The organism is Sphingomonas guangdongensis (assembly GCF_900199185.1).
GTDB lineage: Bacteria > Pseudomonadota > Alphaproteobacteria > Sphingomonadales > Sphingomonadaceae > Sphingomonas > Sphingomonas guangdongensis.
Genome location: NZ_OBMI01000001.1, coordinates 1,236,142 through 1,261,496, shown reverse-complemented (window position 1 = coordinate 1,261,496; position 25,355 = coordinate 1,236,142). Strand labels below are relative to the sequence as shown.

General features: G+C 70.1%; 24 protein-coding genes. 16 read left to right on the top strand and 8 right to left on the bottom strand.

Annotation, left to right across the window (positions count from 1 at the left end; translation table 11 throughout):
• Positions 1-11: 11 nt before the first annotated feature.
• Genes CRO12_RS06170 through CRO12_RS06145 form a run of 6 tightly spaced genes read right to left on the bottom strand, consistent with a single transcriptional unit; the run spans position 12 to position 4,505 of the window.
• Positions 12-1,088: a SufD family Fe-S cluster assembly protein gene (locus CRO12_RS06170; RefSeq protein ID WP_097063058.1), complete on the bottom strand. Its 1,077-nt coding sequence runs from the start codon at positions 1,086-1,088 to the stop codon at positions 12-14.
• Complete coding sequence (locus CRO12_RS06165) at positions 1,081-1,425, bottom strand: hypothetical protein (protein WP_097063057.1); 345 nt, start codon at positions 1,423-1,425, stop codon at positions 1,081-1,083. Before CRO12_RS06165 ends, CRO12_RS06170 begins: the two co-directional genes overlap by 8 nt.
• On the bottom strand, positions 1,422-2,288 hold the full coding sequence (sufC, locus tag CRO12_RS06160; RefSeq protein WP_097063383.1) for a Fe-S cluster assembly ATPase SufC: 867 nt from the start codon (positions 2,286-2,288) through the stop codon (positions 1,422-1,424). The genes CRO12_RS06165 and sufC overlap by 4 nt, the downstream gene beginning before the upstream one ends.
• The gene (locus CRO12_RS06155; protein ID WP_097063056.1) at positions 2,288-2,629 is read right to left on the bottom strand and encodes a lysozyme inhibitor LprI family protein; all 342 of its coding nucleotides are present in this window, start codon (positions 2,627-2,629) and stop codon (positions 2,288-2,290) included. The genes sufC and CRO12_RS06155 overlap by 1 nt, the downstream gene beginning before the upstream one ends.
• Positions 2,626-4,089, bottom strand: coding sequence for a Fe-S cluster assembly protein SufB (sufB, locus tag CRO12_RS06150; RefSeq protein ID WP_097063055.1), 1,464 nt, complete (start codon positions 4,087-4,089; stop codon positions 2,626-2,628). Before sufB ends, CRO12_RS06155 begins: the two co-directional genes overlap by 4 nt.
• A complete protein-coding gene (locus tag CRO12_RS06145) occupies positions 4,089-4,505 on the bottom strand; it encodes an RrF2 family transcriptional regulator (protein ID WP_097063054.1) in 417 nt (138 codons plus the stop codon). The genes sufB and CRO12_RS06145 overlap by 1 nt, the downstream gene beginning before the upstream one ends.
• A 91-nt stretch (positions 4,506-4,596) precedes the next feature.
• On the opposite strand from CRO12_RS06145, the gene CRO12_RS06140 reads away from it, so the two are divergent.
• The 12 genes from CRO12_RS06140 to CRO12_RS06085 all read left to right on the top strand — a co-directional run bounded on the left by CRO12_RS06140 (position 4,597) and on the right by CRO12_RS06085 (position 17,662).
• Complete coding sequence (locus CRO12_RS06140) at positions 4,597-5,613, top strand: quinone-dependent dihydroorotate dehydrogenase (RefSeq protein WP_097063053.1); 1,017 nt, start codon at positions 4,597-4,599, stop codon at positions 5,611-5,613.
• Between the two features lie 39 nt (positions 5,614-5,652).
• A complete protein-coding gene (gene ggt, locus CRO12_RS06135) occupies positions 5,653-7,440 on the top strand; it encodes a gamma-glutamyltransferase (protein ID WP_179640883.1) in 1,788 nt (595 codons plus the stop codon).
• A 198-nt stretch (positions 7,441-7,638) separates the two neighbouring features.
• Positions 7,639-9,435: an AMP-dependent synthetase/ligase gene (locus CRO12_RS06130; protein ID WP_097063051.1), complete on the top strand. Its 1,797-nt coding sequence runs from the start codon at positions 7,639-7,641 to the stop codon at positions 9,433-9,435.
• A 2-nt stretch (positions 9,436-9,437) separates the two neighbouring features.
• Positions 9,438-11,060: a M28 family peptidase gene (locus tag CRO12_RS06125; RefSeq protein ID WP_179640882.1), complete on the top strand. Its 1,623-nt coding sequence runs from the start codon at positions 9,438-9,440 to the stop codon at positions 11,058-11,060.
• Between the two features lie 60 nt (positions 11,061-11,120).
• On the top strand, positions 11,121-12,383 hold the full coding sequence (locus CRO12_RS06120) for a multidrug effflux MFS transporter (protein ID WP_097063049.1): 1,263 nt from the start codon (positions 11,121-11,123) through the stop codon (positions 12,381-12,383).
• Positions 12,384-12,459: 76 nt separating this feature from the next.
• Positions 12,460-12,804 carry a DNA primase gene (locus CRO12_RS06115; RefSeq protein WP_097063048.1) on the top strand — a complete coding sequence of 115 codons (345 nt, stop codon included), beginning with the start codon at positions 12,460-12,462 and terminating at the stop codon, positions 12,802-12,804.
• A 40-nt stretch (positions 12,805-12,844) separates the two neighbouring features.
• Positions 12,845-13,399 carry a YdeI/OmpD-associated family protein gene (locus tag CRO12_RS06110; RefSeq protein WP_097063047.1) on the top strand — a complete coding sequence of 185 codons (555 nt, stop codon included), beginning with the start codon at positions 12,845-12,847 and terminating at the stop codon, positions 13,397-13,399.
• A gap of 78 nt (positions 13,400-13,477) precedes the next feature.
• Positions 13,478-14,776, top strand: a complete 1,299-nt coding sequence (locus CRO12_RS06105) for an NRAMP family divalent metal transporter (RefSeq protein WP_097063046.1) — start codon at positions 13,478-13,480, stop codon at positions 14,774-14,776.
• Between the two features lie 35 nt (positions 14,777-14,811).
• Positions 14,812-15,387, top strand: coding sequence for a pyridoxamine 5'-phosphate oxidase (gene pdxH / locus CRO12_RS06100; protein ID WP_097063045.1), 576 nt, complete (start codon positions 14,812-14,814; stop codon positions 15,385-15,387).
• The gene (locus CRO12_RS06095) at positions 15,384-16,331 is read left to right on the top strand and encodes a cation diffusion facilitator family transporter (protein WP_097063044.1); all 948 of its coding nucleotides are present in this window, start codon (positions 15,384-15,386) and stop codon (positions 16,329-16,331) included. Before pdxH ends, CRO12_RS06095 begins: the two co-directional genes overlap by 4 nt.
• Complete coding sequence (locus tag CRO12_RS06090; protein ID WP_097063043.1) at positions 16,328-17,137, top strand: PhzF family phenazine biosynthesis protein; 810 nt, start codon at positions 16,328-16,330, stop codon at positions 17,135-17,137. Before CRO12_RS06095 ends, CRO12_RS06090 begins: the two co-directional genes overlap by 4 nt.
• A gap of 54 nt (positions 17,138-17,191) precedes the next feature.
• Positions 17,192-17,662, top strand: coding sequence for a hypothetical protein (locus CRO12_RS06085; RefSeq protein ID WP_097063042.1), 471 nt, complete (start codon positions 17,192-17,194; stop codon positions 17,660-17,662).
• Position 17,663: 1 nt separating this feature from the next.
• Here CRO12_RS06085 and mnmA read toward each other — a convergent pair whose 3' ends face one another.
• Positions 17,664-18,776 carry a tRNA 2-thiouridine(34) synthase MnmA gene (mnmA, locus tag CRO12_RS06080; protein WP_097063041.1) on the bottom strand — a complete coding sequence of 371 codons (1,113 nt, stop codon included), beginning with the start codon at positions 18,774-18,776 and terminating at the stop codon, positions 17,664-17,666.
• Between the two features lie 451 nt (positions 18,777-19,227).
• Here mnmA and sciP point away from each other — a divergent pair, with 451 nt between their 5' ends.
• On the top strand, positions 19,228-19,527 hold the full coding sequence (gene sciP, locus CRO12_RS06070) for a CtrA inhibitor SciP (protein WP_097063039.1): 300 nt from the start codon (positions 19,228-19,230) through the stop codon (positions 19,525-19,527).
• Between the two features lie 180 nt (positions 19,528-19,707).
• On the top strand, positions 19,708-19,959 hold the full coding sequence (locus CRO12_RS06065; protein ID WP_097063038.1) for a GlsB/YeaQ/YmgE family stress response membrane protein: 252 nt from the start codon (positions 19,708-19,710) through the stop codon (positions 19,957-19,959).
• A 60-nt stretch (positions 19,960-20,019) separates the two neighbouring features.
• Here the strand turns inward: CRO12_RS06065 and CRO12_RS06060 are convergent, their stop codons facing one another.
• Entirely contained in the window at positions 20,020-20,736 is a 717-nt protein-coding gene (locus CRO12_RS06060; protein ID WP_097063037.1) for an SIMPL domain-containing protein, read from the bottom strand.
• 250 nt (positions 20,737-20,986) lie between these two features.
• Between CRO12_RS06060 and CRO12_RS06055 the strand changes: the two genes are divergently transcribed.
• Positions 20,987-22,168, top strand: coding sequence for an efflux RND transporter periplasmic adaptor subunit (locus CRO12_RS06055; RefSeq protein ID WP_097063036.1), 1,182 nt, complete (start codon positions 20,987-20,989; stop codon positions 22,166-22,168).
• 4 nt (positions 22,169-22,172) lie between these two features.
• Positions 22,173-25,328: an efflux RND transporter permease subunit gene (locus CRO12_RS06050; RefSeq protein ID WP_097063035.1), complete on the top strand. Its 3,156-nt coding sequence runs from the start codon at positions 22,173-22,175 to the stop codon at positions 25,326-25,328.
• Positions 25,329-25,355: the final 27 nt, after the last annotated feature.

The window sequence follows — 25,355 nt, the reverse complement described above, 5'->3', positions numbered from 1 at the left end:
GTTCGCCGGGCTCACAGCGCCTGCTCCAACCAGCGGTCGGCATCCTCGGCAAAGGCGTCGCGGATCGTTTCGTTTCCGATACGATCAAGCGCATCGGCGACGAATGCGCGCGTCAGCAGCGCCTTGGCGCGGGCCGGCGCGATGCCGCGCGAGGCCAGGTAGAACAGTGCGCGTGCGTCCAGTTCACCCACCGTTGCGCCATGCGCGCACTTCACGTCGTCGGCGAAGATCTCCAGCTCGGGCTTGAGGTTCACCGTCGCGGTGCGCTGGAGCAGCAGGCCGCGCAGGCTCTGCTCGCCATCGGTCTTCTGCGCGTGACGCGCGACCTCGACCGCGGCGGCAAGGCTCGCGACGCTGGTGTCGGCGGCGACCGCGCGCCAGGTCTGGTGCGACTGGCCGTTGGGGGCCGCGTGGCGGACGCGCACCGCGCACTCGTGCCGCTCCTCCTCGCGGGTCAGCAGCACGCCGCCCATCTCTCCATAAGCCTCATCACCGCCAAGCGTGATCGCCGCGTCGAACCGCACGCCGCTGCACCCGGCGGCGAGGGCGCAGGCGACATAGCTGCCACCCTGCCCGACCTGCACCTCGTCGCGGGTGGTCACGAAGCCGTCGCCGCCCAGCACGCGTACCGCGCGCTGCAGCCGCGCCGAGCGCGCTAGCTCGACCTGAAGCAGCCGGTTGGTCCAGCCAGGGCCGACGAAGGTTTCCACCACGCTCGCGACCGCATCCTCGCCGAGCACGATGCGCGCGGGCAGGTGGTTGGCGCCGCCGGTCGCGACGTGAACGATCTCGATCGGCGTCTCCGCCTGCGCCGCATCCAGCGTCAGCGACCAGCCGGTGCCCGTCGCCTGTCGGCCGAGCGGATGATCGGTGGCGAGCGACAGCGACGACACGCTGACGCGGCCGGGCGTGCTGGCCGCCTCGTCGAGCACGCCGTCGACGAACACGAGGCGCGCGCCGCCCAGATCGAGCAGCGGCACCGCCGGCGGCGCACCTGCGGGCGATGCCGCGACCGCGCGCAGCCGATCGAGCGCCGACCAGCGCCACGCCTCGCCGCGCGGGGCAGGCAATTCGAGCACGTCAGCCATTGGTCGCCTTTCGTGCGGCAGCGAGCGCCGCGATGCCGCGGCGGTGCTCGCCGTCGACGCAGTTCGTCAGCTCACCATTGAGCGCCGCGCGCATGACCTTCCTGGTCGACGCCTTCAGCCGCCGCTCACCGGTCGCCTGGTAGCGCGACTGGTACTGCGGGAAGCAGGTCTGCATCGCCTCGCACCCGATCCGATCGAGCGCGGCGTCCCCGGTCGACGTGCGGACCTTACAGCCGTTCGCCGTCAGCGACGCCTTGAAGCGCTCCAGACGCCCGGCCGTGACGACGATGTCGTCACTCGGCGCGGTCTGAAGCAGGAGGAGCGCGGCGAGGATCACGCCATCTGTTCCTCGGCGACCGCCCCGTAGCCTTCGCGCTCCAGCTCGTGCGCGAGCTCCGGTCCGCCCGAGCGCGTGATCCGCCCGTCGGCCAGCACGTGAACCACGTCCGGCTTCACGTAATCGAGCAGCCGCTGATAGTGGGTGATCAGCAGCACCGCCTTGGTGTGGGCGCGCATGATCCGGTTGATGCCGTCGCCGACGATGCGGAGCGCATCGATGTCGAGACCCGAGTCGGTCTCGTCCAGAATCGCGAAGGCGGGATCGATGATCCCCATCTGCACCATCTCGTTGCGCTTCTTCTCGCCGCCCGAGAAGCCGACGTTGACCGGGCGCTTCAGCATCTCGGCATCCATGCCGAGCTTGTCCGCCTCACCGCGCGCGAGCTTCAGGAACTCAGCCCCGGAGAGCGGCTTCTCGCCGCGCGCGCTGCGCTGGGCGTTTAGGGACTCGCGCAGGAACTGGACGTTCGACACGCCCGGGATTTCGACCGGGTACTGGAAGCCGAGAAACACGCCCGCGGCCGCACGCTCGTGCGGTTCGAGGGCGAGGAGGTCGATCCACTCGCCTTCTCCCCTCCCTGACAGGGAGGGGCCGGGGGTGGGTCGGTTCTTCGAGGAGCCGTCGTGAGTCTCACCACCCACCCCCGGCCCCTCCCTTGAAGGGAGGGGAGACAGGAAGTGCACGCTCCCATCCGTCACCTCATACCCCGGCCGCCCGCCGAGCACATAGCCGAGCGTCGACTTGCCCGCGCCGTTCGGGCCCATGATCGCATGCACCTCGCCCGCGTTCACGGTGAGCGAGAGGCCCTTGAGGATCGGCTTGCCGTCAATCTCGGCGTGGAGGTTTTCAATCTTGAGCATCATTCTGTATCCAGAGAGAAGACGCGTCCGGCCCGGTCGGTGTAACTGGTCGAGCGCAGTTGCGCTTGTCGTTCGTCAGTGCGCTGGATCAAGCAATCGCGCACGTCGGCGATCGCCAGCTTGCAGTCGGCATCGCGAAAGGTCAGCCAGACACGCTGCGCGGCGCGCAACGTCTGCCGGTCCTCGTCGCGCAGCCGAGCGAGCACGCGCTGGTAGTCGCTGTTCAGCCTGTCATTGGCGTCCGCCAGCTCAAACGGGCGTGTGTCCTGCGGCTCAAGAGGCGAAGGAGATGAGACCGGCGCGATTGCGATCGCGAAGGTGGACCAGAGCCCCAGGGTCACCCCACGCTCCCCTCAAGCGAAATCCCCAATAGCTTCTGTGCCTCGACCGCGAACTCCATCGGGAGCTGCTGAAGCACCTCGCGCGCGAAGCCGTTGACGATCAGGGCGACCGCCGCCTCCTGATCGAGGCCGCGGGACATGGCGTAGAACAGCTGGTCCTCGCTGATCTTGGACGTGGTCGCCTCGTGCTCGATCTGCGCGGAGGGGTTGCGGACCTCGATGTACGGCACGGTGTGGGCGCCGCACTGGTCGCCGAGCAGCAGCGAGTCGCACTGGGTGAAGTTGCGCACGCCCTCCGCGCCCGGCGCGACGCGGACGAGCCCGCGATAAGTGTTGTCGCTGCGGCCGGCGCTGATCCCCTTCGACACGATCGTCGAGCGGCTACCCTTGCCGTTGTGGATCATCTTGGTGCCGGTGTCGGCCTGCTGGCGGTTGTTGGTGACCGCAACCGAGTAGAATTCGCCGACCGAATCCTCGCCGTTCAGCACGCACGACGGATATTTCCACGTGATCGCGCTGCCGGTCTCGACCTGAGTCCACGACACCTTGCTCCGCGCGCCCTGGCACAGCGCGCGCTTGGTGACGAAATTGTAGATGCCGCCGACGCCGTTCTCGTCGCCCGGATACCAATTCTGGACCGTGCTGTACTTGATCTCGGCGTCGTCGAGCGCGACCAGCTCGACCACGGCCGCGTGGAGCTGGTTCTCGTCGCGCATCGGGGCGGTGCAGCCCTCCAGGTACGACACGTACGCACCCTTGTCGGCGACGATCAGCGTGCGTTCGAACTGGCCGGTGTTCTCCGCGTTGATGCGGAAGTAGGTGGACAGCTCCATCGGGCAGCGCACGCCCTCGGGAATGTAGACGAAGGTGCCGTCGGAGAAGACCGCGCTATTGAGCGTCGCGAAATAGTTGTCGCGCTGCGGCACCACCTTGCCGAGCCACTTGCGGACCAGATCCGGATACTCGCGGATCGCCTCGCTGATCGACAGGAAGATGACGCCCGCCGCCTTCAGCTCCTCGCGGAAGGTGGTCGCGACCGAGACGCTATCGAACACCGCGTCGACCGCGACTTTCCTTGCCCCCTCGACGCCGGCGAGCACTTCCTGCTCGGCGATCGGGATGCCGAGCTTCTCGTAGGTCCGGCGGATCTCGGGATCGAGCTCGTCGAGGCTCGCGATCGTCTTCTTCTGCTTGGGCTCGGCGTAGTAATAGGCGTCCTGATAGTCGATCGGGGGCACGTTCAGCTTCGACCAGTCGGGCGCCTCCAGCGTCTGCCACAGGCGGAACGCCTTCAGCCGCCAGTCTAGCATCCATTCCGGCTCGCCCTTCTTGGCGGAAATGTAGCGGACCGTGTCCTCGTTCAGCCCCTTGGGCGCGAAGTCCTGCTCGATCTCGGTGGCGAAGCCCCACTCGTACTTCTTGGATACGGCCGCATAGGCCTCGGCATTCTTGGTGGCCATTACGCGGGCACTCCGGCGGAAAGGGAAGCGAGGCTGACGCCCGCCAGCGCGCCGCGAACGGCGCCGTTGATCTGCGGCATGTGCGGCCGGACGCCGCAGCTGCCCTCCACCGCGCATTCGTGACGGTCGGCGTCGACGCAGGTGGTGAGGCCGATCGGCCCCTCGATCGCCTCGATGATGTCGGCGAGGGTGATGGACGCGGGCGGGCGCGCGAGGCGGAAGCCGCCGCCGGTCCCGCGCGACGATTCGATCAGCCCGGCCGCGGACAAGCGGCTCACCAGCTTCTGCACGGTGGGGAGCGGCAGCCCCGTCTCACCGGCGAGCGTCGTCGCGTTCAGCCGCGCCGCGCCGCCGCAATGGCGCGCGGCGGCCGACATCATCACGACGGCATAGTCTGCCTGGGCGGTGAGGCGCATGTTGCGAGACGTTCTCAAAATCGGACCAATATCGTCCGATTGGGCAGATGGGGGTTTCGCCGCGTGCCGTCAACCGGCAAGAGGCGCCTCCATGAAGTGGTACCATTCGCTGCTGTTCACGCTTGATGCCGAACGCGCGCACCGCCTGACGATCCGTGCGCTGTCGGCCGCGGGCAGCCGCACCGGCCGTGTCCACACCACCCCGCGGCTGGCGCAGGTCGTCGCCGGGCTGCACTTCCCCAACCCGGTCGGGCTCGCGGCCGGCGTCGACAAGGATGGCGAGGCGGTCGCCGGCTTCTTCGGCCTGGGCTTCGGCAGCGTCGAGGTCGGCACGCTCACCCCCAAGCCGCAGGCGGGCAACCCGCGCCCGCGGCTGTTCCGGCTGGTCGAGGATCGCGGCGTCATCAACCGCATGGGGTTCAACAACGGCGGGCTCGACGCCGCCATCCCGCGGCTCGGGAAGCGCTGGCCCGGGGTGCTTGGCGTCAACGTCGGCGCGAACAAGGACTCCGGCGACCGGGTCGCCGACTACGCCCACGGCGTCGCCTGCGCGGCCAAGGTCGCCGACTACGTCACCATCAATATCAGCTCGCCCAACACGCCGGGCCTGCGCGACCTGCAGAAGGGCGCGGCGCTGCGCGAGCTGCTGGTCGCGGCCACCGGCGCGCGCGGGCTGGTGCCCTTGTTCCTGAAGGTCGCGCCGGACCTGGAACCGGCGGAGATCGACGACATCGCGCGCGCGGCGGCGGACGCGCACATCGATGCGCTGATCGTCAGCAACACAACGGTATCGCGTCCGAAGCTCAGGTCGGCGAACGCGAAGGAAGGTGGCGGCCTGTCCGGTGCCCCGCTCGCGCCGCTCGCTCGCCAGCGACTGGTCGACTTCCGCCACGCGACCGGCGGCGCGATCCCGCTCGTCTCCGCCGGCGGGATCGGCAGCGCGGAGGAAGCGTACGCCCGCATCCGCGCGGGCGCGAGCCTGGTCCAGCTCTACTCGGCGCTGGTGTACGAGGGGCCGGGCCTTGCGCGGCGGATCGCGGAAGGGCTCGACCGGCTGCTCGCCCGCGACGGGTTCGCCCACGTCGCCGATGCAGTGGGAACAGCGTAGCGCGTTGACGTGCGGGAGCGCGGGCCTAGGGTCCCGCGCATGAGAGCTCTTGTTCTAGCGGCGGCCCTGCTCGCCGCCGCCTGCGCCCCCGTCGCCGATCGGGCAGCCCCCGTCGCTCCTGCGCCGCTGCCCACGCCCGCGGTGTCGCCGGCGCCCGCGCCCGCGAGCGCTCCCGGGATGGTCAGCGCCGCCGACCCGCGCGCCGTCGCGGCCGGAGTCGAGATCCTGCGCGCGGGCGGCAGCGCGACCGACGCCGCAATCGCGACCATGCTGGCGCTCGGCGTCGTCGAACCGCAAAGCTCGGGTCTGGGCGGCGGCAGCTTCTGGGTGCGGCAGGCGGCGGGCGGCGCGCTCGACACGATCGACGCGCGCGAGGCGGCGCCGATGGCGGCGGGGCCACGCCTGTTCTACGGCGCCGACGGCCGGCCGCTCGATCACCGCACCGCGGTCGCGGGCGGCACCAGCGTCGGCGTGCCGGGCGCGCTGCGCGGCATGGCTATGGCGCACGCGAGCGGCGGCAAGCTTCCCTGGGCACGGCTGTTCGCTCCCGCGATCCGGCTGGCGCAAGGGGGCTGGCAGCTCTCGCCCCGCTTCGTCGCCGGGCTCGCCCGCAACGGCACCCACATCGTGCCCGAACTGCGCGCGATCTTCTCGCCCGGCGGCACGCCGCTCCCGGCCGGCGCGACCGTCCGCAACCCCGCGCAGGCCGCGCTGCTGGAGCGGCTTGCGCAGCGCGGGGCCGACAGCTTCTACGTGGGGCCGGATGCGCAGGCGCTCGTCACTGCGGTCACCACCGCGCCGCGCAACCCGTCGAGCATGACGGCGGGCGACCTCGCGAGCTATGCCGCCAAGCCGCGTGACCCGGTCTGCGTGCCGTACCGCAGCTTCCGGATCTGCGGCATGGGCCCGCCGTCGTCGGGCGGCCTCACCGTGCTGATGATCCTGAAGCAGCTCGAGCGGTTCGACCTCGCACGGCTGGGCCGCGGCAGCGCGACCGCGTGGCACCTGTTCGCCGAATCGTCCCGCCTCGCCTATGCCGACCGCAACCTCTACATCGGCGATCCCGACCATGTGCAGGTGCCCGTCGCGGAACTGCTCGATCCCGCCTACCTCGCCAGCCGCTCCGCGCTGATCTCCCCCACCGCGACCATGGCGACGATCGCGGCCGGCACGCCGCCCGGTGCGCCGCCGCGGGTGCGTGCCGCGCCCGCCGAGACGCCCGGCACCACCAGCCTGTCGGTCGCGGACCGCGCCGGCAACGTGGTCGCGGTCACCACCACGATCGAGGGGGTGTTCGGCTCGGGGCTGACCGTGAACGGCATTGTCCTCAACAACGAACTGACCGACTTCGACACGGTGCCGGTCAAGGACGGCTACCTCGTCGCCAACCGGGTGGAGGGCGGCAAGCGGCCGCGCAGCTCGATGGCGCCGACCATCGTCTACGACGCGGACGGACGCGTACGGCTGGCGGTCGGCGCGGCCGGCGGCCCGACGATCATCGCGCAGATCGCCAAGGCGGTGATGGGCGTGGTCGATTTCGGCCTGACTGCGCAGGATGCGATCGCGATGGGCCTGCTCTACGCGCCGGGGCCGGGCGGCGTCGCGGAGGCGGGAACCGAGCGCGCGGCGATGGTGCCTGCGCTGGCGGCACTCGGCGAGCGGGTCACGGTCGCGCCGCTCGGGCTGAAGGCGAATGCGGTCGAGTGGGTCGGCGGGCGCTGGGTCGGCGGTGCCGATCCGCGCAGCGAAGGCGTGGCGGGTGACGAGACCGGGTTCGTCACGCGGATCACGCGCTTCGCCAAGGACCCGAACGCACCGCCGGAGTGACGGTCCCCATCGTTCGTGCTGAGTAGAGACTGAGCGAAGGCGAAGAGTGTCAGGTCGGATCGTCCCCCGGACGATCCTGAAACATGCGGGGCATGTTTCACCTGACACTGTATCGAAGCATCCTTCGATACGCCGCTTCGACAGGCTCAGCGGCTACTCAGGACGAACGGAGATGCTACAACAGGCGCAGGAGAGACAATGCCGCCACGCCAGCTCGAACACTTCCCCAACCTGGTCACGATGTTCTTTACGCGAGCGCGCGAGAAGGGCGACGCGCCGTTCCTGTGGGCGAAGTCGGGCGGCCGGTGGCAGTCGACGAGCTGGGCGGAAGCGGCGAAAGCGGTCGCGAGCCTCGCCGCCGCGCTCCGCGCGCTCGGTTTGCGCGCCGGCGACCGCGTCATGCTGGTCAGCGAGAACCGCCCGGAATGGTGCATCTCCGACCTCGGGATCATGGCCGCGGGCTGCGTCACCGTTCCCACCTACATCACCAATACCGAGCGCGATCACCAGCATGTGCTTGAGAATTCCGGCGCCTGCGCCGTGATCGTATCGACCGCGAAGCTCGCGCGGGTGCTGATGCCCGCGGTGCTGCGCGCGTCCAATGCCCGGATCGTGATCGGCATCGACGAGCAGAAGCCGCCACAGTCGGGCAGCACCGACTTTCACGACTGGCGGACGCTGATCGCCGAGCACACCGCCGATGTCGCTGCGGCCGAGGCGGCGGCGACGGCCACGCGCGACGACCTTGCCTGCATCATCTACACCAGCGGCACCGGTGGATCCCCGCGCGGCGTCATGCAGCACCACGGTGCGATCCTCCACAACGTCAACGGCTGCTGCACCGTGATCTCGGAGGATTTCGGCTGGGACGACGAGATCTTCCTGTCGTTCCTGCCGCTTTCCCACGCCTATGAGCACACCGGCGGACAGCATTTTCCGATCGGGCTCGGCGGGCAGATCTACTACAGCGAAGGCCTCGACAAGCTCGCCGCCAACATCGAGGAGGTGCGCCCCACCATCATGGTCGTGGTGCCGCGCCTGTTCGAGGTGCTGCGCACCCGCATCACCAAGGGCATCGAGAAGCAGGGGCGCCTCGCGACCTTCCTGCTCGACCGCGCGGTGGCGGTCGGGACCAGGCAGGCGGCGGGCACCGCGGGGCTGCTCGACTGGCCGTCGCGCCTGCTGGTCGATCGGTTGTTCAAGCCCAAGATCGGCAAGCGCTTCGGCGGGCGGCTGAAGGCGATGGTGTCGGGGGGCGCGCCGCTCAACCCGGAGGTCGGCACCTTCTTCTCCTCGCTCGGCCTCTGCTTCCTACAGGGCTATGGGCAGACGGAGGCCGCGCCCGTCATCTCGTGCAATCGCCCGGCCGCCGGCCTCAAGCACGACACGGTCGGCCCGCCGCTCGCCAACACGGAGGTCAGGATCGCCGACGACGGCGAGATCCTGGTGCGCGGCGAACTCGTCATGCACGGCTACTGGCGGAACGAGGAGGAGACGGCCCGCGTCCTCAAGGACGGCTGGCTCCACACCGGCGACATCGGGCTGATCGACGAGTGCGGGCGGATCAGGATAACGGACCGCAAGAAGGACATCATCGTCAACGACAAGGGCGACAATGTCGCGCCCCAGAAGATCGAGGGGATGCTGACCCTCCAGCCCGAGATCGCGCAGGCGATGATCGCGGGCGACCGCAAGCCGTACATGACCGCGGTGATCGTCCCCGATCCCGAGTGGACCGCGGAATGGTGTGCGAAGAACGGCGCCACCTGCAATTTCGCCGGGCTGGCCGGCAGCCACGACTACAAGGCCGCGATCGGCCAGGCGGTCGAGCGGGTCAACAAGGACCTGTCGGTGACCGAGCGGGTGCGCCGCTTCATCCTGGCGGACGAGCCCTTCTCCATCGAGAACCAGCAGCTGACCCCCAGCTTGAAGATCCGCCGCCACATCCTGCGCGAGACTTATGGCGGACGGCTGGACGCGCTCTACAAGTCATGATGATGCGACTGCTGCCTCTCCTCCTCGCCGCGCTGCTGGCGGCGCCCGCGGCGGCGCAGTCGCCGATCCGCGCGGACGCGATCCGCGCCGACGTCCGCACGCTGTCGAGTGATGCGTTCGAAGGCCGTGGCCCCGGCACGCGGGGCGAAACGCGGACGCTGGAACATCTGCGCCGCGCGTTCGCCGCTGCCGGGCTGAAGCCCGGCGGACCGAACGGCAGCTGGTTCCAGGACGTGCCGCTGACCCGCGTCGACACGCAGCGTACAGCGGTGGTCGCGCGCGCCGCGGGCAAGCCGGTCGCGCTCGTCACCTCGCGCGACTGGGTCGCCTCGCTCGGCCAGGCGGGCAGCGTCGCGCTCACCGACCTGCCGGTCGTGTTCGGCGGCTTCGGCATCCGCGCGCCCGAGCTCGGCTGGGACGACTTCGCCGGCGTCGACCTGACCGGCAAGGTGGTCCTGCTGCTCGCCAACGACCCCGACTACGACCAGCCGAGCGGCCCATTCGGGGGACCGGCGCGCAGCCCGCTTGCGCGAGCCAAGGCAGCCAACGCCTATGCCGCGGGCGCGGCGGCGGTGGTCCAGGTCCACCAGCAGGCGGCGACCAGGCGGCTGTGGTCGGCGACGGTCTTCTACGCCGCCGAGCCGCGCTACCGGCTGGCGGAGGCACCGGCGCCGACCGGACCGGCGCGGCTGGCGGTGACGCTGAGCGAAGCCGCGACCCGGCGGCTGGTCTCGGCCGCGGGACTCGACTTCGCCGCGCTGGAGGCGGCGGCGAAGCGCCCCGGATTTCGCGCGACGCCGCTCCCGGGCGTGACCCTGTCGCTGTCGGGCAGGGCGGCCGAGCGGCCTTTCCGCACCCGCAACATCCTCGCTCGCCTCGACGGAACGACGCGGGCCGCCGAGACGGTGGTGATCGGCGCGCATTGGGATGCCTATGGCACCGGCGTGCCCGACGAGCGCGGCGACACGATCCGCAACGGCGCGGTCGACAATGCGATCGGCACCGCGACGATGGTGGAGGTCGCCCGCGCCTTTGCCCGCGGACCGCGGCCGCAGCGCAGCCTGTTGTTCATCGGCTACACATCGGAAGAGGACGGGCTGCTCGGCGCTTATCACTACGCCGCGCATCCGGTCCGCCCGCTCGCCACCACCGCGGCGGTGTTCAACCTCGATCCGCACCTGGCGCTGTCCGCAACCCGGAGCATGGAGCTGATCGGTGCCGGGCGGACCGACCTGGAGGACCTGTTCGCAGAAGTGGTCCGGGGCGAGGGGCTGGCGGTCGAGCCCGAGCAGCTGCCGGACGAGAACTGGTACAGCCGTTCCGACCACCTCGCCTTTGCCGAGGCGGGCGTGCCGGCGATCTACTTCCGCGCCGGACGCGACCTGATCGACGGCGGCGCCGCGCGCGGGACCGCCTGGGTCGCGGACTATGACCTCAACCGCTATCATCAGCGCAGCGACGCGTTCGACCCCGCCTGGGACCTTGCCGCTGCCGCGCAGGAGGGGACAATCGTCTACCGCATGGCGCGCCGGGTGGCCGATGGCGGCGGCTGGCCGGCCTGGCGCGGCACGCTGGCGGCGGGCTATGCGGCCCGGCGAAGCGAGAGCGCGGCCGAGCGGCGGTGATTGCTGCGGCGCAATAATCGCGGCTCGACGCGAGGGTAGCGCGCCCCTACATCGCCCGCCATGGCCAGCGTCACTCCTTCTGTCGCCGACGACGGCGCCAACCAGGCGCCGATCGGGTTCGCCGAGTTCGTGTCGCTGATCGCGGCGATGATGGCGCTGACCGCACTCGGGATCGACTCGATGCTCCCGGCGCTGCCCGCGATCAGCGCGACGCTGGGCGTCGCGCACGCCAACGACCGGCAGTTCATCATCACCGCCTTCATGGTCGGCTTCGCCTGCGCGATGCTGGTGTACGGGCCGCTGACCGATCGCTTCGGCCGGCGACCGGTGCTGGCGGTGGCGCTGGTCGGCTATGTCGTCACCAACCTGCTGGCCGCCGTGTCCGGCAGCTTCGAACTGTTGCTGATCGCCCGCGCGGCGTCGGGCGCGATGGTGGCGGGGGCGCGCACCGTCACGATCGCGCTGGTGCGAGACTGCTACTCCGGGCGCGCCATGGCGCGGGTGATGAGCCTCGCCTTCATCGTCTTCATGGCGGCGCCCGTGCTCGCCCCGACCTTCGGCCAGATGGTGCTGCTGTTCGCCAACTGGCGCTGGATCTTTGCCGGGATCGCGCTGGTCACCGCCGTTATCCTGCTCTGGTTCCTCGTCCGCATGCCGGAAACGCTGCCGGTCGCCGAGCGCCGGCCGCTGCGGCTCAGCCTGCTCGTCGACGGCGCAGGCCGGGTCGTGCGCGACCGCTACGCCGTCGGCTACACGCTCGCGGCGACCGCGCTTCAGGGCGGGCTATTCGGGTTCATCGGATCGATCCAGCAGATCGTGACCGACGTGTTCGGCGTGCCGCACCTGCTCGCGCTGGTCTTCGCGGCGGTGGCGGGCACCATGGCGGTCGGCTCGTTCCTGAACTCGCGCATCGTCCTGCGCTACGGTACCCGCCTCATCTCGCACTCGGCGCTGGTCGGCTTCATCCTGCTCGCCGCGCTGCACCTCGTCATCGGGCTGTCGGGGTGGGAGAACCTCGCCAACTTCATCGTCGTGCAGGCGCTGATGATGGCGTGCTTCGCGCTCGCGACCTCCAACTTCTCGTCCATGGCGATGGAGAACATGGGCGACATCGCCGGCACCGCGGCGAGCCTGCAGGGCTTCGTCGCGACACTGGGGGCGGCGCTGATCGGCGCCTATGTCGGCCAGCAGTACAACGGCACCACCGTCCCGCTCTACATCGGCTTCACCGTCATGGGTGTGCTCGCGCTGATCGTCGTGCTGGTCGCCGAGAAGGGGCGCCTGTTCCGTCCCGCGCATGAGCCGGCGATTTCTGCCGGCTGAGCGGAACGCCGGCGCGCCGCCGCCGTTCGGTCCGTTGAACCGCCGCACCTGCGCGGCGCGAGCGTGAGGAACGATGATGGGCGGCTATCAGGTAGGCGAACAAGGTCCGAACGACGACGGGTTCGAAGAAGACGGCTTCGACGAGAGCCAGCGCGCCGAGATCCTGGAGGCGACGCGCGACGGGCCGAGTGACGGGACGCTGCTGACCGACATCGCGCCCGATCTGGGCGGTGATGCGCTGGACGACGACGACAGCGACGCGCTCCCGCTGCTCTCCGACGAGGTCGGCGAGGAGGATGAGGACGCCGATGCCGACGAGGAAGACCTGGACGAGGATGCGCTCCAGGAGGACTTCGAGGACGACGCCGAGGACCTGGACGAGGAGCTCGACGACGGCGACGAGGTCGCGCTCAATCCGTGATGCTTGACGCGGGTCGGTCGCCGCGGGCAGCCTTGCCCACGTGACCGACCCGCTCGTCGATGCCTATATCGCCGCGGCAGCACCGTTCGCGCGGCCGATCCTCGGCTGGCTCCGGGCACGCGTTCACGCCGCCTGTTTCGACGTCACCGAGTCGATCAAGTGGGGACGCCCCTTCTTCTCGGTGGCCGGCCGTCCGCTCGCCGGCATGGCCGCGTTCAGCGCGCACGCGAGTTTCCGCCTCTGGAACGGTGACGGCCAGTTCGGCCGGCTGATCACTCTGGGCGACCTGCCGGACGCGGCGACGATGGAGGCCATGATCGCGGCGGCGGCCGCTGCGGCGCCCAGGCCTCGTGTGAACCGAGTCGCCGACGGCGCCGCGGCGGACGCGGCGGTTCCGCCCGCCCTCGCCGCAGCGCTCGCCGACGATGCCGTCGCCCGCGCGACCTTTGACGCCTTCCCGCCCGGCCAGCGGCGCGAGTACTGCGAGTGGATCGGCGAGGCGAAGCGGCCGGAAACGCGCGACAAGCGGGTGGTCGAGGCGATCGCGTGGCTGCGCGAGGGCAAGCGCCGCAACTGGAAGTACGAGCGGCGCTGAGCCACCCGGATCAGTAACGCCGTGAATCGTATGACTTGAGCGGTAGACGTGGTGCGTCCGCCAAGCCATGCCGCTGCCATGACCGCCCGCACCCCCGCCGACCAGCCGCCGCCAGCCCTGGCGCCCCGCGACGTCGGCGTCGTCAAGCGGATCGGCAACGGCGTGGTGACCGGCGCCGCGGACGACGATCCTTCCGCGATCGGCACCTACGCCAGCGCCGGGGCCGCCTACGGGCTGTCGTTCCTCCCGATCGCGCCCGTCCTGCTGCCGATGATGTATGTCGTGACCTACCTCTCGGCGAAGATCGGGCAGGTCTACGGCAAGGGGCTGTTCGCCTGCATCCGCGAGCAGTTCCCGCGCTGGGTGCTGGTGCCAACGGTGGTGTTCGCAACCGTGGGCAACCTGATCGAGGCGGCGGCCGACCTGGGCGGCATGGGTGCCGCGCTCAACCTGCTGGTGCCGCTGCCGGTGCCCGCGATCGTGGTGGCGAGCGCCGCCATCGTCTTCGCGGTCCAGTACTGGGGGTCCTACGCGGCAATCCACCGGCTGTTCCGGTGGCTGGCGCTGTTCCTGTTCGCCTATGTGGTCGCGGCGGTGCTGGCCCGACCCGATCCGCTGGCGGTGCTCCGTGCGACCGTCATCCCGGACGTCAGCTGGAGCCCCGAGTTCCTGGCGCTGGTCGTCGCGTGCATCGGCACGTCGCTGTCGGCCTATGTCTACACCTGGCAGTCGAACCAGGAGGTGGAGGAACAGATCGCCGCCGGGCGCCGCCACCCGCGCCAGCGCCGCGGGGCGACCGCGCGCGAGATGAAGCGGACCAGCCGCGACGTGCTGATCGGGATGCTGTTCTCCAACGTCATCCTCTACTTCATCATCCTGTCGACCGCGCTGACGCTGCATCCGGCCGGGCAGCGGGAGATCGCATCGGCCGCCGACGCCGCATCGGCGCTGGAGCCGCTCGCCGGGGCCGCCGCCAAATATCTGTTCGCGGCCGGCGTGGTCGGCGTCGGCTTCCTGGCGGTGCCGATCATGACGACGGGGGCGGCCTACAACATCACCCAGGCGCTCGGCCGCGACGGCAGCCTGCACCAGGCGCCGAACGAGAACCGGCTGTTCTACGCCGTCATCGCCGCGACGACGGCGTTGGCGGCGGGGGCCAACTTCCTCGGCTTCAATCCGATGCGCATGCTGGTGTGGGCGGGCGTGGTGCAGGGCCTGCTGGTGCCGCCGCTCCTCCTCATGATGATGCTGCTCACCAACAGCCGCCGGGTGGTCGGCGCGCGCACCAACGGGTGGCGGACCAACACGCTCGGCTGGATCACCGTCGCGGTGACCGCCGCCTGCGCGGTCGCGCTGGTGGTCAGCTGGCTGCGCTGATTGCGTCGAATCGGCCGCAGGCTTATGGGGCGCGCATGGTCGAGGACCCCCACGCGCTGTTCGACGCCTGGCTCCACGAAGCGGAAGCCGGCGAACCGAACGACCCCAACGCCGTCGCGCTCGCGACCGCCGACGCGGCCGGCCGCCCATCGGTGCGGATGGTGCTGCTGAAGGGGCACGACGAGCGCGGCTTCGTCTTCTACACCAATCGCGAGAGCCGCAAGGGCGAGGAACTCGCCGCCAACCGGCACGCGTCGCTGCTCTTCCACTGGAAGTCGCTACGCCGGCAGGTCCGGATCGAGGGACCGGTGAGCCCGGTCAGCGACGCCGAGTCGGACGCCTATTTCGCCTCGCGCAGCCGGGCGTCGCAGCTGGGCGCCGTCGCCTCCGACCAGTCGCGCCCGCTCGATAGCCGTGAGACCTTCGAGGAGCGCTACGCCGCCGCCGACGCGCGCTTCCCGGACGTCGTGCCGCGCCCGGCGCACTGGGGCGGCTACCGCGTCAGCCCTGAGCGGATCGAGTTCTGGGAGGATCGACCCGGCCGGCTCCATCACCGCCGCCTGTTCGTGGCGGAAGGCGACGGCTGGCGCGAAGGGATGCTCTACCCGTGACGGAGAACGAGCGCCGCCGCGCCATTCCGCTCGCGATCCGCGCGGCGCTGCTCAGCGTCGCGACCGCCTGCTTCCTGCTCGCGCTGAAGGGGTTCGCGGCCTGGCACACCGGCTCGGTCGCGATGCTCGGCAGCCTCGCCGACACCGGGCTCGACCTGCTGGCGAGCCTCGTCACGCTCTACGGCGTCAAGGTCGCGGCCGAACCCGCCGACCATGACCACCGCTTCGGCCACGGCAAGGCGGAGGCGCTGGCCGCGCTGTTCCAGGTCGCGCTGATCACCGCCTCCGCGCTCGGGATCGGCTGGCGGGCGGTGGTCGCGTTCGGCGATCCGGCCCGCACGCAGGACGCCGATCTCGGCATCGGCGTCTCCGTCATCGCCATCGCCTGCACCGCGCTGCTGCTGATCTACCAGCGTCGCGTGATCCGCCACACCGGATCGGTCGCGATTGTCGCCGACAACATCCACTACCAGTCGGACGTGCTGCTCAACGCCGCCGTCATCGTCGCGCTGGTGCTCGACCAGGTGCTCGGCTGGCGCGGTGCCGACCCGCTGTTCGGAGTCGCGATCGCGCTGTGGCTGCTGTGGGGCGCGTTCAAGGCGTCGTCCAACGCCATCGACCAGCTGATGGACAAGGAGTGGCCGGAAGCGCAGCGCCGGGCGTTCATCGACGTCGCGGCGCAGCAGCCCGGCCTGCGGGGCATTCACGACTTCCGCACCCGCCGCTCGGGCGCGCACGACTTCGCGCAGTTCCACATGGAGGTCGACCCCCGCCTTTCCGTCTTCGCCGCGCATGAGATCGTCGAGCGGGTGGAGGACGCGCTGAAGCGCGCCTATCCGAAGGTCGAGGTGCTGATCCATCTCGACCCGGAAGGGCACGTCGACACCGACAACGAACTGGTCGAGGCCGACGTGACGCCACACTGGTTCGGGAAACGCATGTGACCATCCCCTTTGTCCAGATCGACGCCTTCGCCGACCGGCCGTTCACCGGCAATCCGGCGGCGGTGATGCCGCTCACCGCCTGGCTGGACGACGACGTGCTCCAGCGGATCGCGCAGGAGAACAACCTGAGCGAAACCGCCTTCCTGGTGCCGATCGCCGGCAGCGAGGACGACGGCGGCGACGGCGCGGACTTCGAGCTGCGCTGGTTCACGCCCGCGGCGGAGGTTGCGCTGTGCGGTCATGCTACGCTCGCGAGCGGGCACTACGTGCTCTCAGCCGATCCCCCGCGCGATCGGGTCCAGTTCCGCACGCGACGGGCGGGCGTGCTGGAGGTCGCGCGGGAAGGAAGCGGGTATGCGATGGCGCTCCCGGCGTGGCGGCCGCAGCCTGCCGACCTGCCGGAGATCGTCGCCGCGCTGGGCGTCACGCCGGTCGAGACGCTGTGGTACGACACCGGTTATGCACTGGTGGTGGTCGTCGGCGAGGCCGCGGTGCGCGCCGCCGCGCCGGACGGGCGCGCGGTCGCGGCACTCGGCCCTTACGTCCTGATCGTCGCGGCGCAGGGCGAGACCGCCGACGTCGTGAGCCGCGTCTTCACCCACGCCTTCGACATTCCCGAGGACCCGGTCACCGGCTCCGCCCACGCGGTCATGGTGCCCTATTTCGCCGAGAAGCTCGGTCGCACCCGCTTCACCGCCTATCAGGCGAGCGCGCGCGGCGGGCACGTCGGGTGCGAGCTCGCCGGCGAGCGGGTGATTCTGCGCGGCGATTGCGTCACGGTGATCGAGGGCAGCTTCCGATTGTAGCCGGGATCAACGTAGCGTAACCTGCGTTTACGATCCGGTGATCAGGAGGCGTACATGCTGTCCTTGTTGCTGATGCCGATGCTGGCGGCTGCGGCCGAGCCGGTCCAGGTCACGTTGAACTCGCAGGACCGCTGGGCACTGCTGCGCGGCCTGCACCGGGAGCTGGGTTCGCGCTACCTCATCCACAATCTCGCGAACGCCAAGGGCGATTGCGCCGCACTGAGCGTGTGCGAGACGGTTGCCGAGAGCGTCGCGCGCGGCGCCGCAACTACCGATCCGCGCGCGCTGATCGCGTCCAGCCGGGTGGGCGATCAGGCGCCGGCAACGATCGTCAGCATGCGCGGCGCCTATGGCCAGTATCGGTTCACCGGCCGAGTATTCGTCTCCGTCTACCACGCCGACGCCGCCAGCTGGCGTAACTACGTCGGCACACTGGCGACGGTCGCCGGCGGCCCTGGCGCTGATGGGTCGCGTCGCCTGATCAACTGGCGAGAGGTAGACCGCTTCCCCCTGCCCTCCAGGTAGGTCAGGCCGCGAGCGGCACCCGCGCCCGCTCAGTCGCCGCGATCCAGCCGCCGCCGAGCACGCGCTCCCCGGCGTAGAGTACCGCCGCCTGGCCCGGAGCGACGCCATATTCGGGCGCTTCGAACACCAGCCGGTCGCCGGCGAGCCGCGCCGCAACCGGCTTCGCCAGGCTGCGGACCTTGGCGGTGAGCGGTCCGCGGTGATCGCCACCCACCCAGTTGATGTCCGAGAGCCGCGCCGCCTCCACCGCGAGCGCAGCCTTGGGTCCCACCACCACCTGCCGCGCGGCCGCGTCGATGCGCACGACGTAGAGCGGATCGTGCCCCCCGCCGATCTCCAGGCCGCGGCGCTGCCCGACGGTGTAGTGGATCAGCCCGCGGTGACGCCCGAGCACGCGCCCGCCCTCGTCAACGATGTCGCCCGCGGTGTCGGCGTCCGGGCGGACCTTTCGCACGACGTCGGCGTAGTTGCCCTCCGGCACGAAGCAGATGTCCTGGCTGTCCGGCTTGGCCGCGACGCCGAGGCCGAGCTCAGCGGCGAGCGCGCGCACCTGCGCCTTTTCCATGCCGCCGAGCGGAAAGCGGAGATAGTCGAGCTGCGCGGCGGTGGTCGCGAAAAGGAAATAGCTCTGGTCGCGCGCCGGATCGATCGCGCGGTGCAGCTCCGCACCGTCCGCACCCTCCACCCGGCGGACATAATGACCGGTGGCGAGGCAATCCGCGCCGAGATCACGGGCGAGCGCGAACAGGTCGGTGAACTTTGGGCCCATGTTGCACTTGACGCACGGGATGGGGGTACGCCCCGCGAGGTACTCGTCGGCGAAGTCGTCGATCACCTGGGCCCGGAACGACGAGGCGTGATCGAAGACGTAGTGGGCGATCCCGAGTGCGTCGCAGACGGCGCGCGCGTCGCGGATGTCGCGCCCCGCGCAGCACGCGCCCGCACGCCCCACCGCCTCGCCGTGGTCGTAGAGCTGGAGGGTGACGCCGATCGTCTCTGCCCCTGTCCGCGCGGCGAGCGCGGCGACGACCGACGAGTCGACGCCGCCCGACATCGCCACGACGATCCGCCGCGCCCTGGCCGGGCCGGATAGCTGAAAGCCACTGATCTCCATGCGCCGCGTCCCTTAGCGGGACAGGCGCGCGCACGCAAAGTGCTCGCCCCTTTACCCCGCTTTCAGACGTGCTGCGCCACAGCGACGCCTCACCGTTCCCGCGTTGAAAGGCTTTTCTCCTGGATCTCAGCTTCGCCCGTGCCGACGCGCACCCGGTCACCGCGCTGCCGGTCCGGCTCGCGGTGCTGCTGGTCGGCGTCGCCGCGCGCCAGGCGGGAAGCAGCACTGCGCGCGCGCAAGCGTCGATCGGGCGTGCAGGCGCCGGAGCCGACCCGCTGGCACCCGCCGACGGGGCGTTCTGCGGCGCGACGGCGGCGGCGCTAAGACGATGGAAACACTCGTGAAGGCGGCGTTTACCGCACCGATTGAGGTAAGGTTCAAGCTCCCGCTCTAACGGTCGTTACACAGGGTTGTGTGTCGGAGTTGCCCCGCTCCGGATGAAGGGTTTGGAATGATCGAAAACCAGAAAATCCGTCCAGCCAAGGTGATCGGTCCGCTCGGCGAGCCGCTGACCCTGGACTCGCTTCCGCCGCCGTCGACGACCCGCTGGGTCGTGCGGCGCAAGGCGGAAGTCGTGGCGGCGGTCAACGGGGGCCTGCTGAGCGTGGACGAGGTGTGCAGTCGTTACGGCCTCACCGCCGAGGAGTTCGCCGGCTGGCAGCGCGCGATCGATCGTTCGGGGATGCCGGGGCTGCGCGTCACCCGCATCCAGCACTATCGTTCGCTCTACGAGCGGCAGCAGAAATACTGAGATCGGACGCCAGCTCCCCTGGCCTCTGACCGCAGGAACGGCCCGTCGTCCACCCGGACGGCGGGCCGTTTCGCAATCGGCTACCGAAACGCGCCCGGAACAAAGCGGCCGGTCTGCGAGTCATGCATTCCGACGGGTCCGGCATGTACGCCGGGCGTCTTGACAACGGAGGGACGGACCATGGGCATCATCATCTGGTTGGTCGTTGGCGGCGTGGTGGGCTGGCTGGCGAGCATCATCATGCGGACCGACGCGCAGCAGGGCATCATCCTGAACATCGTGGTCGGCATCGTCGGCGCGGTGATCGCGGGCTTCGTGACCGGCGCGAACATCAACAACGGCATCACGGTGATGAGCTTCCTCTACTCGCTGCTGGGCGCGATCGTCCTGCTCGCGATCGTGAACCTCGTCCGCCGCGGCTCGGTCCGCTAAGCCGACAAGGGTCTGATGCGACACAGGGGCCGCCGGGCGACCGGCGGCCCCTTTTCGTCGTCACCTGAGCAGGAAGCGGACCTGGACGGTGACGCTGACGTCCTGCTCCCCCGGCGCGATCTGCGTCTCTGGCCGGTCCGACTGGATCCGCGCCATCATCACGATCGGGGGCGGGGCGGGAACGTAGCCGTCGCCGCTCTCGGTGATCGACACGATGCGCGCGACACGCAGCCCCGCCGCCCGGGCGTAGAGCTCCGCCCGGGCGCGCGCCGTGGCGATCGCCTGGGTCCGCGCCTCGTCGAGCGCCGCGTCGGGCTGGTCGATCGACAGCGTCGGCCCGTCGATCTGGTTCGCGCCCGCCCCGACCAGCGCATCGAGCACGCGCCCGCCACGCGCGATGTCGCGCAGGCGGACCGACACGCTGTTGGTCGCCTGGTAGCCGGTGATCACCGGCGGCACATTCTCCCCGTAGCGATACTGCGGCTGGAGCTGCACCGCGGCGCTCTGCAGGTCGCGCGGCGCAACCCCCGCGCCCTTCAAGGCGGCGAGCACGCCGCTCATCCGGGTGGCGTTCGCCGCCAGCGCCTCGTTTGCGCTCGCCGCTTGGGTCACCACACCGGCGCGGATCGTCGCGACGTCGGGCACCCGCGCGACCCGTCCCGCCGCGCTCACCTCCAGCAGCGTTCCGTCGATGGGCGGCGGGGGCGGCGGCGGCACTTGCGCGGCGGCCACAACCGGCGAGGCGAGCATCAGGGCGGCGGCAAGCGGGCGGAACATGGGTCGATCTCCTCCTGTGACGCGTCAGCGCTACCGGGACGCGGCGCAACCGATCATGAACGGCGGCAACGTTGCGTTCACGCCGCAGCAGACAAGCATTAACATTGACGTGCGCCGCCGTGACGGTGGCGCCGGTGGGTCTAAGCGTCTAGGTGCCCGCGCGAGGCGCACCGGGGTTGAGCCGAGTGCACTATTACTATAACACAGTGATACACGCTCCGCCATTGCGGCGAGCCGCTGAGGCAACAAGATGAATTTTGACAGCAGGATGACCGGCGGCGGAACGCTCCTTCTCAAGGGAGAGACGCCCTCCCCGCGACGCAAGTGGGTGATCGCGGGCGTCGTGGTCGCGGCGCTGGCGCTGGTGGCTGCTGCAATGATGCTGATGCGCGGCGGCGACGACGCGCCAAAGGCCGGTGGTGCCGCGCGCGGCGCGGAGCAGGTGCCGGTCGTCAGCGTGGTCGTGCCCGGCCGCTCGGCGGTGGCGAGCGTCGTGACCGGCACCGGCCAGATCGCCGCGCGCCGCGAGATGCCGGTCGGAATCGCCGGCGAAGGCGGGATCGTCACCCGCGTGCTGGTGGAGGCGGGCAGCTGGGTCAAGTCCGGCCAAGTGCTCGCCACCGTCGACCGCTCGGTCCAGGCGCAGACCGCCGATTCGCTCGCGGCGCAGGTCCGCGTCGCGCAGGCCGATGCCGAGCTCGCCAAGGCGGAGCTCGACCGCGCGCGCCAGCTGGTCGACCGCGGCTTCATCTCCAAGGCGGATGTCCAGCGCCGCGAGGCAACGCTGGCGCAGACCACCGCACGCGTCCGCGTCGCGCAGGCACAACTCGGCGAGACCCGCGCGCGCAATCAGCGGCTCGACATCCGCGCACCGGCCGAGGGGCTGGTGCTGACTCGCGGGGTCGAACCCGGGCAGATCGTCAGCTCGGGCAGCGGCCAGCTGTTCCGGATCGCGATGGGCGGGCAAATGGAGATGCGCGCGCAACTGGCGGAAAGCGACCTGGTCCGCGTGCGCACCGGCATGATCGCCCAGGTCACGCCGGTCGGCAGCAGCGAGTCCTTCGCGGGCGAGGTGTGGCAGGTCGCACCGATCATCGACCCGCAGAATCGACAAGGCATCGCGCGCGTAGCGCTCCGCTTCAATCCGGCGCTACGCCCGGGCGGCTTCGCGAGCGCCAGCATCAACGTCGGTGGCGAGCAGGCGCCGCTGCTGCCCGAATCGGCAGTATTGAGCGACGGCCGCGGCAACTTCGTGTACATCGTCGACGGCGCGAACAAGGCGGTGCGCCGCGACGTCCGCGTCGGCGAGGTTTCGGACGCCGGCGTCTCGATCGTGAGCGGGCTGACGGGAACGGAGCGCGTCGTGCTCTCGGCCGGAGCCTTCCTGAATCCCGGCCAGACCGTGAAGCCGCAGGCACAAAAGGCTAGGTAAGCACATGGGCTTCCGCAACATTTCCGCCTGGTCGATCCGGAACCCGGTTCCGCCGCTGGTGCTGTTCGCCGCGCTGACGCTGATGGGGCTGGTCAGCTTCATGCGGATGGACGTGAACAACCAGCCGGACATCGACTTCCCGGTCGCGTTCATCTCGATCAGCCAGCCCGGCGCCGCGCCGAGCGAGCTGGAGGGACAGATCACCCAGCGGGTGGAGGCGGCGGTTCGCTCGCTCCAGGGCATCGACGAGATCAACTCGACGGTGACGGAGGGCAATTCGCAAACGGTGGTGCAGCTCGACATCGGCACCCCGATCGACCGCACCGTGAACGACATCCGCGACGCCATCCAGCAAATCCGCGGCGACCTGCCCGACGGCATCCTGGAGCCGCAGATCGGGCGCATCAATACAAGCGGCAACGACGTCGCCAGCTTCAGCGCCGAGACCACGGCGATGACGCTGGAGCAGCTTTCCTGGTACATCGACAACACGGTTGCCAAGGAACTGCTGAGCGTGCCCGGCATGGCGACGGTCGACCGCAACGGCGGGCTCGACCGCGAGATCCGGGTGATCCTCAATCCGCTGAAGCTCCAGTCGCAGGGGCTGACGGCGAGCCAGGTCAATCAGGCGCTGCGCCAGGTGAACCTCAACGCCGCGGGCGGGCGGGCGGAGATCGCCGGTTCCGAACAGTCGGTCCGCGTGCTCGGAAATGCGCGCGATGCCTACACGCTTGGCCAGACCCAGATCGCGGTCGGTGGGCGCAGCGTGCGGCTCGCCGACGTCGCCGACGTCCGCGATCTCTACGCCGAGCAGCGCTCGCTCTCGACGTCGGAGGGCCGGCAGGTCCTCACCTTCGACTTCCAGCGTGCGAAGGGCGCATCGGACGTCACCGTCTTCAAGGCGGCGCAGAAGAAGCTGGAGGAGCTGCAGAAGCGCAATCCGGAGGTCCGCTTCCAGCTGCTCTTCAACTATTCCAAATACGCCGAGACCCAGTTCCACGTCGCGATCGACGCGATGATCGAGGGCGCGATCCTGGCGGTGATCGTCGTCTTCCTGTTCCTGCGCGACTGGCGGGCGACCTTCATCTCCGCGCTCGCCATCCCGCTCTCGGCGATCCCGTCCTTCTGGTTCATGGAGCTGCTCGGCTTCGACCTGAACCAGATGACGCTGCTCGCGCTCAGCCTGGTCGCGGGCGTGCTGGTCGACGATGCGATCGTGGAGATCGAGAACATCGTCCGCCACATGCGGATGGGCAAGTCGGCCTACCAGGCGTCGATCGACGCCGCGGACGAGATCGGGATCGCGGTGCTCGCGACCACCATGTCGATCGTCGCGGTGTTCCTCCCGGTCGGGCTGATGCCGGGCGTGTCGGGCCAGTTCTTCAAGAACTTCGGGCTGACGGTGGTCGCCTCCGTGCTGATGAGCCTGCTGGTCGCACGCATGGTCACGCCGATGATCGCGGCCTATTTCCTGAAGTCCAAGGGGCATGCCGAGCACGGCGGCGGCTGGCTGATGGACCAGTACATGAAGGTGCTGCGCTGGACGCTGATGCATCGCTGGTCGGCCATCGTCGGCGGGGTCGGCGCGCTGGTCGCGACCGTGCTGATGTTCATGGCGCTGCCCAACACCTTCAACCCGGAGGAGGACCGCGACTCGATCACCGCCAACGTCGCGCTGGTGCCGGGATCCACGCTGCTCCAGACCGAGGCGGTGGTTCAGCAAGCGGCGGCCGTGCTGCGCGCCCATCCGGACGTGGAGGAAGTCTACACCCGCACCTTCGTCGGCAACGGCCGGGCGACCGCCAAGCTGCGCGAGGACCGCTCCATGAAGAGCGCCGAGTTGCAGCGGCTGCTCGGGCCGAAGCTGACGCAGATCGCCGACGCGCGCGTCTCCTTTGCGGCTGGCGGCTGGGGCAATGGCGGATCTGGCCGAGCGCTCACCATCACGCTCGGCGGTGACGATCCGGAGAAGTTGAACCAGGCGGCGGTGGCGATCGTCGATGGGATGCGCTCGCTGCCGACGATCCGCTCGCCGCTGATCACCGGCGACCTCCAGCGGCCGGAGATCACGATCCGCCCGCGGCTCGACCTCGCCGCCAACCTGGGCGTGACCACCGCCGCGCTCTCCAGCGCGATCCGGATCGCGACGCTCGGCGACATCGACCAGAACTCCGCCCGCTTCTCGCTCAGCGATCGCCAGATCCCGATCCGGGTCGCGCTCGACCAGTCGGCGCGGCAGCGGCTGTCGACGATCGCCGACCTGCCGGTCCAGACCAGCACCGGCGGTTCGGTGCCGCTGAAGGTCGTCGCCGATATCGGCTTCGGCGCGGGGCCGACCCGGATCGACCGGTCGAACCAGCAGCGCCGCATCACCATCGGCGCCGATCTGGCGCCCGGTGAAGTGTCCGGCGAGGCGATGAAGAAGGTTCGCACGCTGCCCGCGATGCAGAACCTGCCGGTCGGGGTGAACGAGCTGCGCCTCGGCGAATCGAAGTTCCAGGCGGAGATGATCCGCAACTTCATCGGCGCGGTGCTCGCCGGGATCTTCCTGGTCTTCTCGGTACTGGTGCTGCTCTACCGCCGGGTCATGCCGCCGTTCGTCAACATGGGCTCGCTGATGCTGGCGCCCCTGGGCGGCCTCATCGGGCTGTGGATCTGCGGCATGCCGATCTCGATGCCGGTCTATATCGGGCTCCTCATGCTGCTCGGGATCGTCGCCAAGAACTCGATCCTGCTGATCGACTTCGCGCTGGAGGAGATGGGGAAGGGAGTCGATGCCTTCTCCGCGATCCTCGATGCCGGGCACAAGCGCGCGCAGCCGATCGTGATGACCACGGTCGCGATGGTCGCGGGCATGATCCCGACCGCGCTCGCGCTGTCGGGCGACGGATCGTCGCGCCAGCCGATGGGCGTGGTGGTGATCGGCGGGCTCGTCCTCTCGACCCTGCTGACGCTGCTGATCGTCCCGGCGAGCTTCAGCCTGGCGGTCGGGCTGGAGCGCTGGCTCGGGCCGAAGCTCAGCCGCCGCCTGCTTACCTATCGCCCGGGCGACGACGGGCAGCCGGTGATCGACGGCCCGGTGGCGGGCCCGGCGCTCGGCGCGCCGCACGGTCGGATCACGCATCGCGCCGGCGACGAGGGCGCGCAACCCGCGGAATAAGCCGCCGTGACTTGAACAATCCCCGGT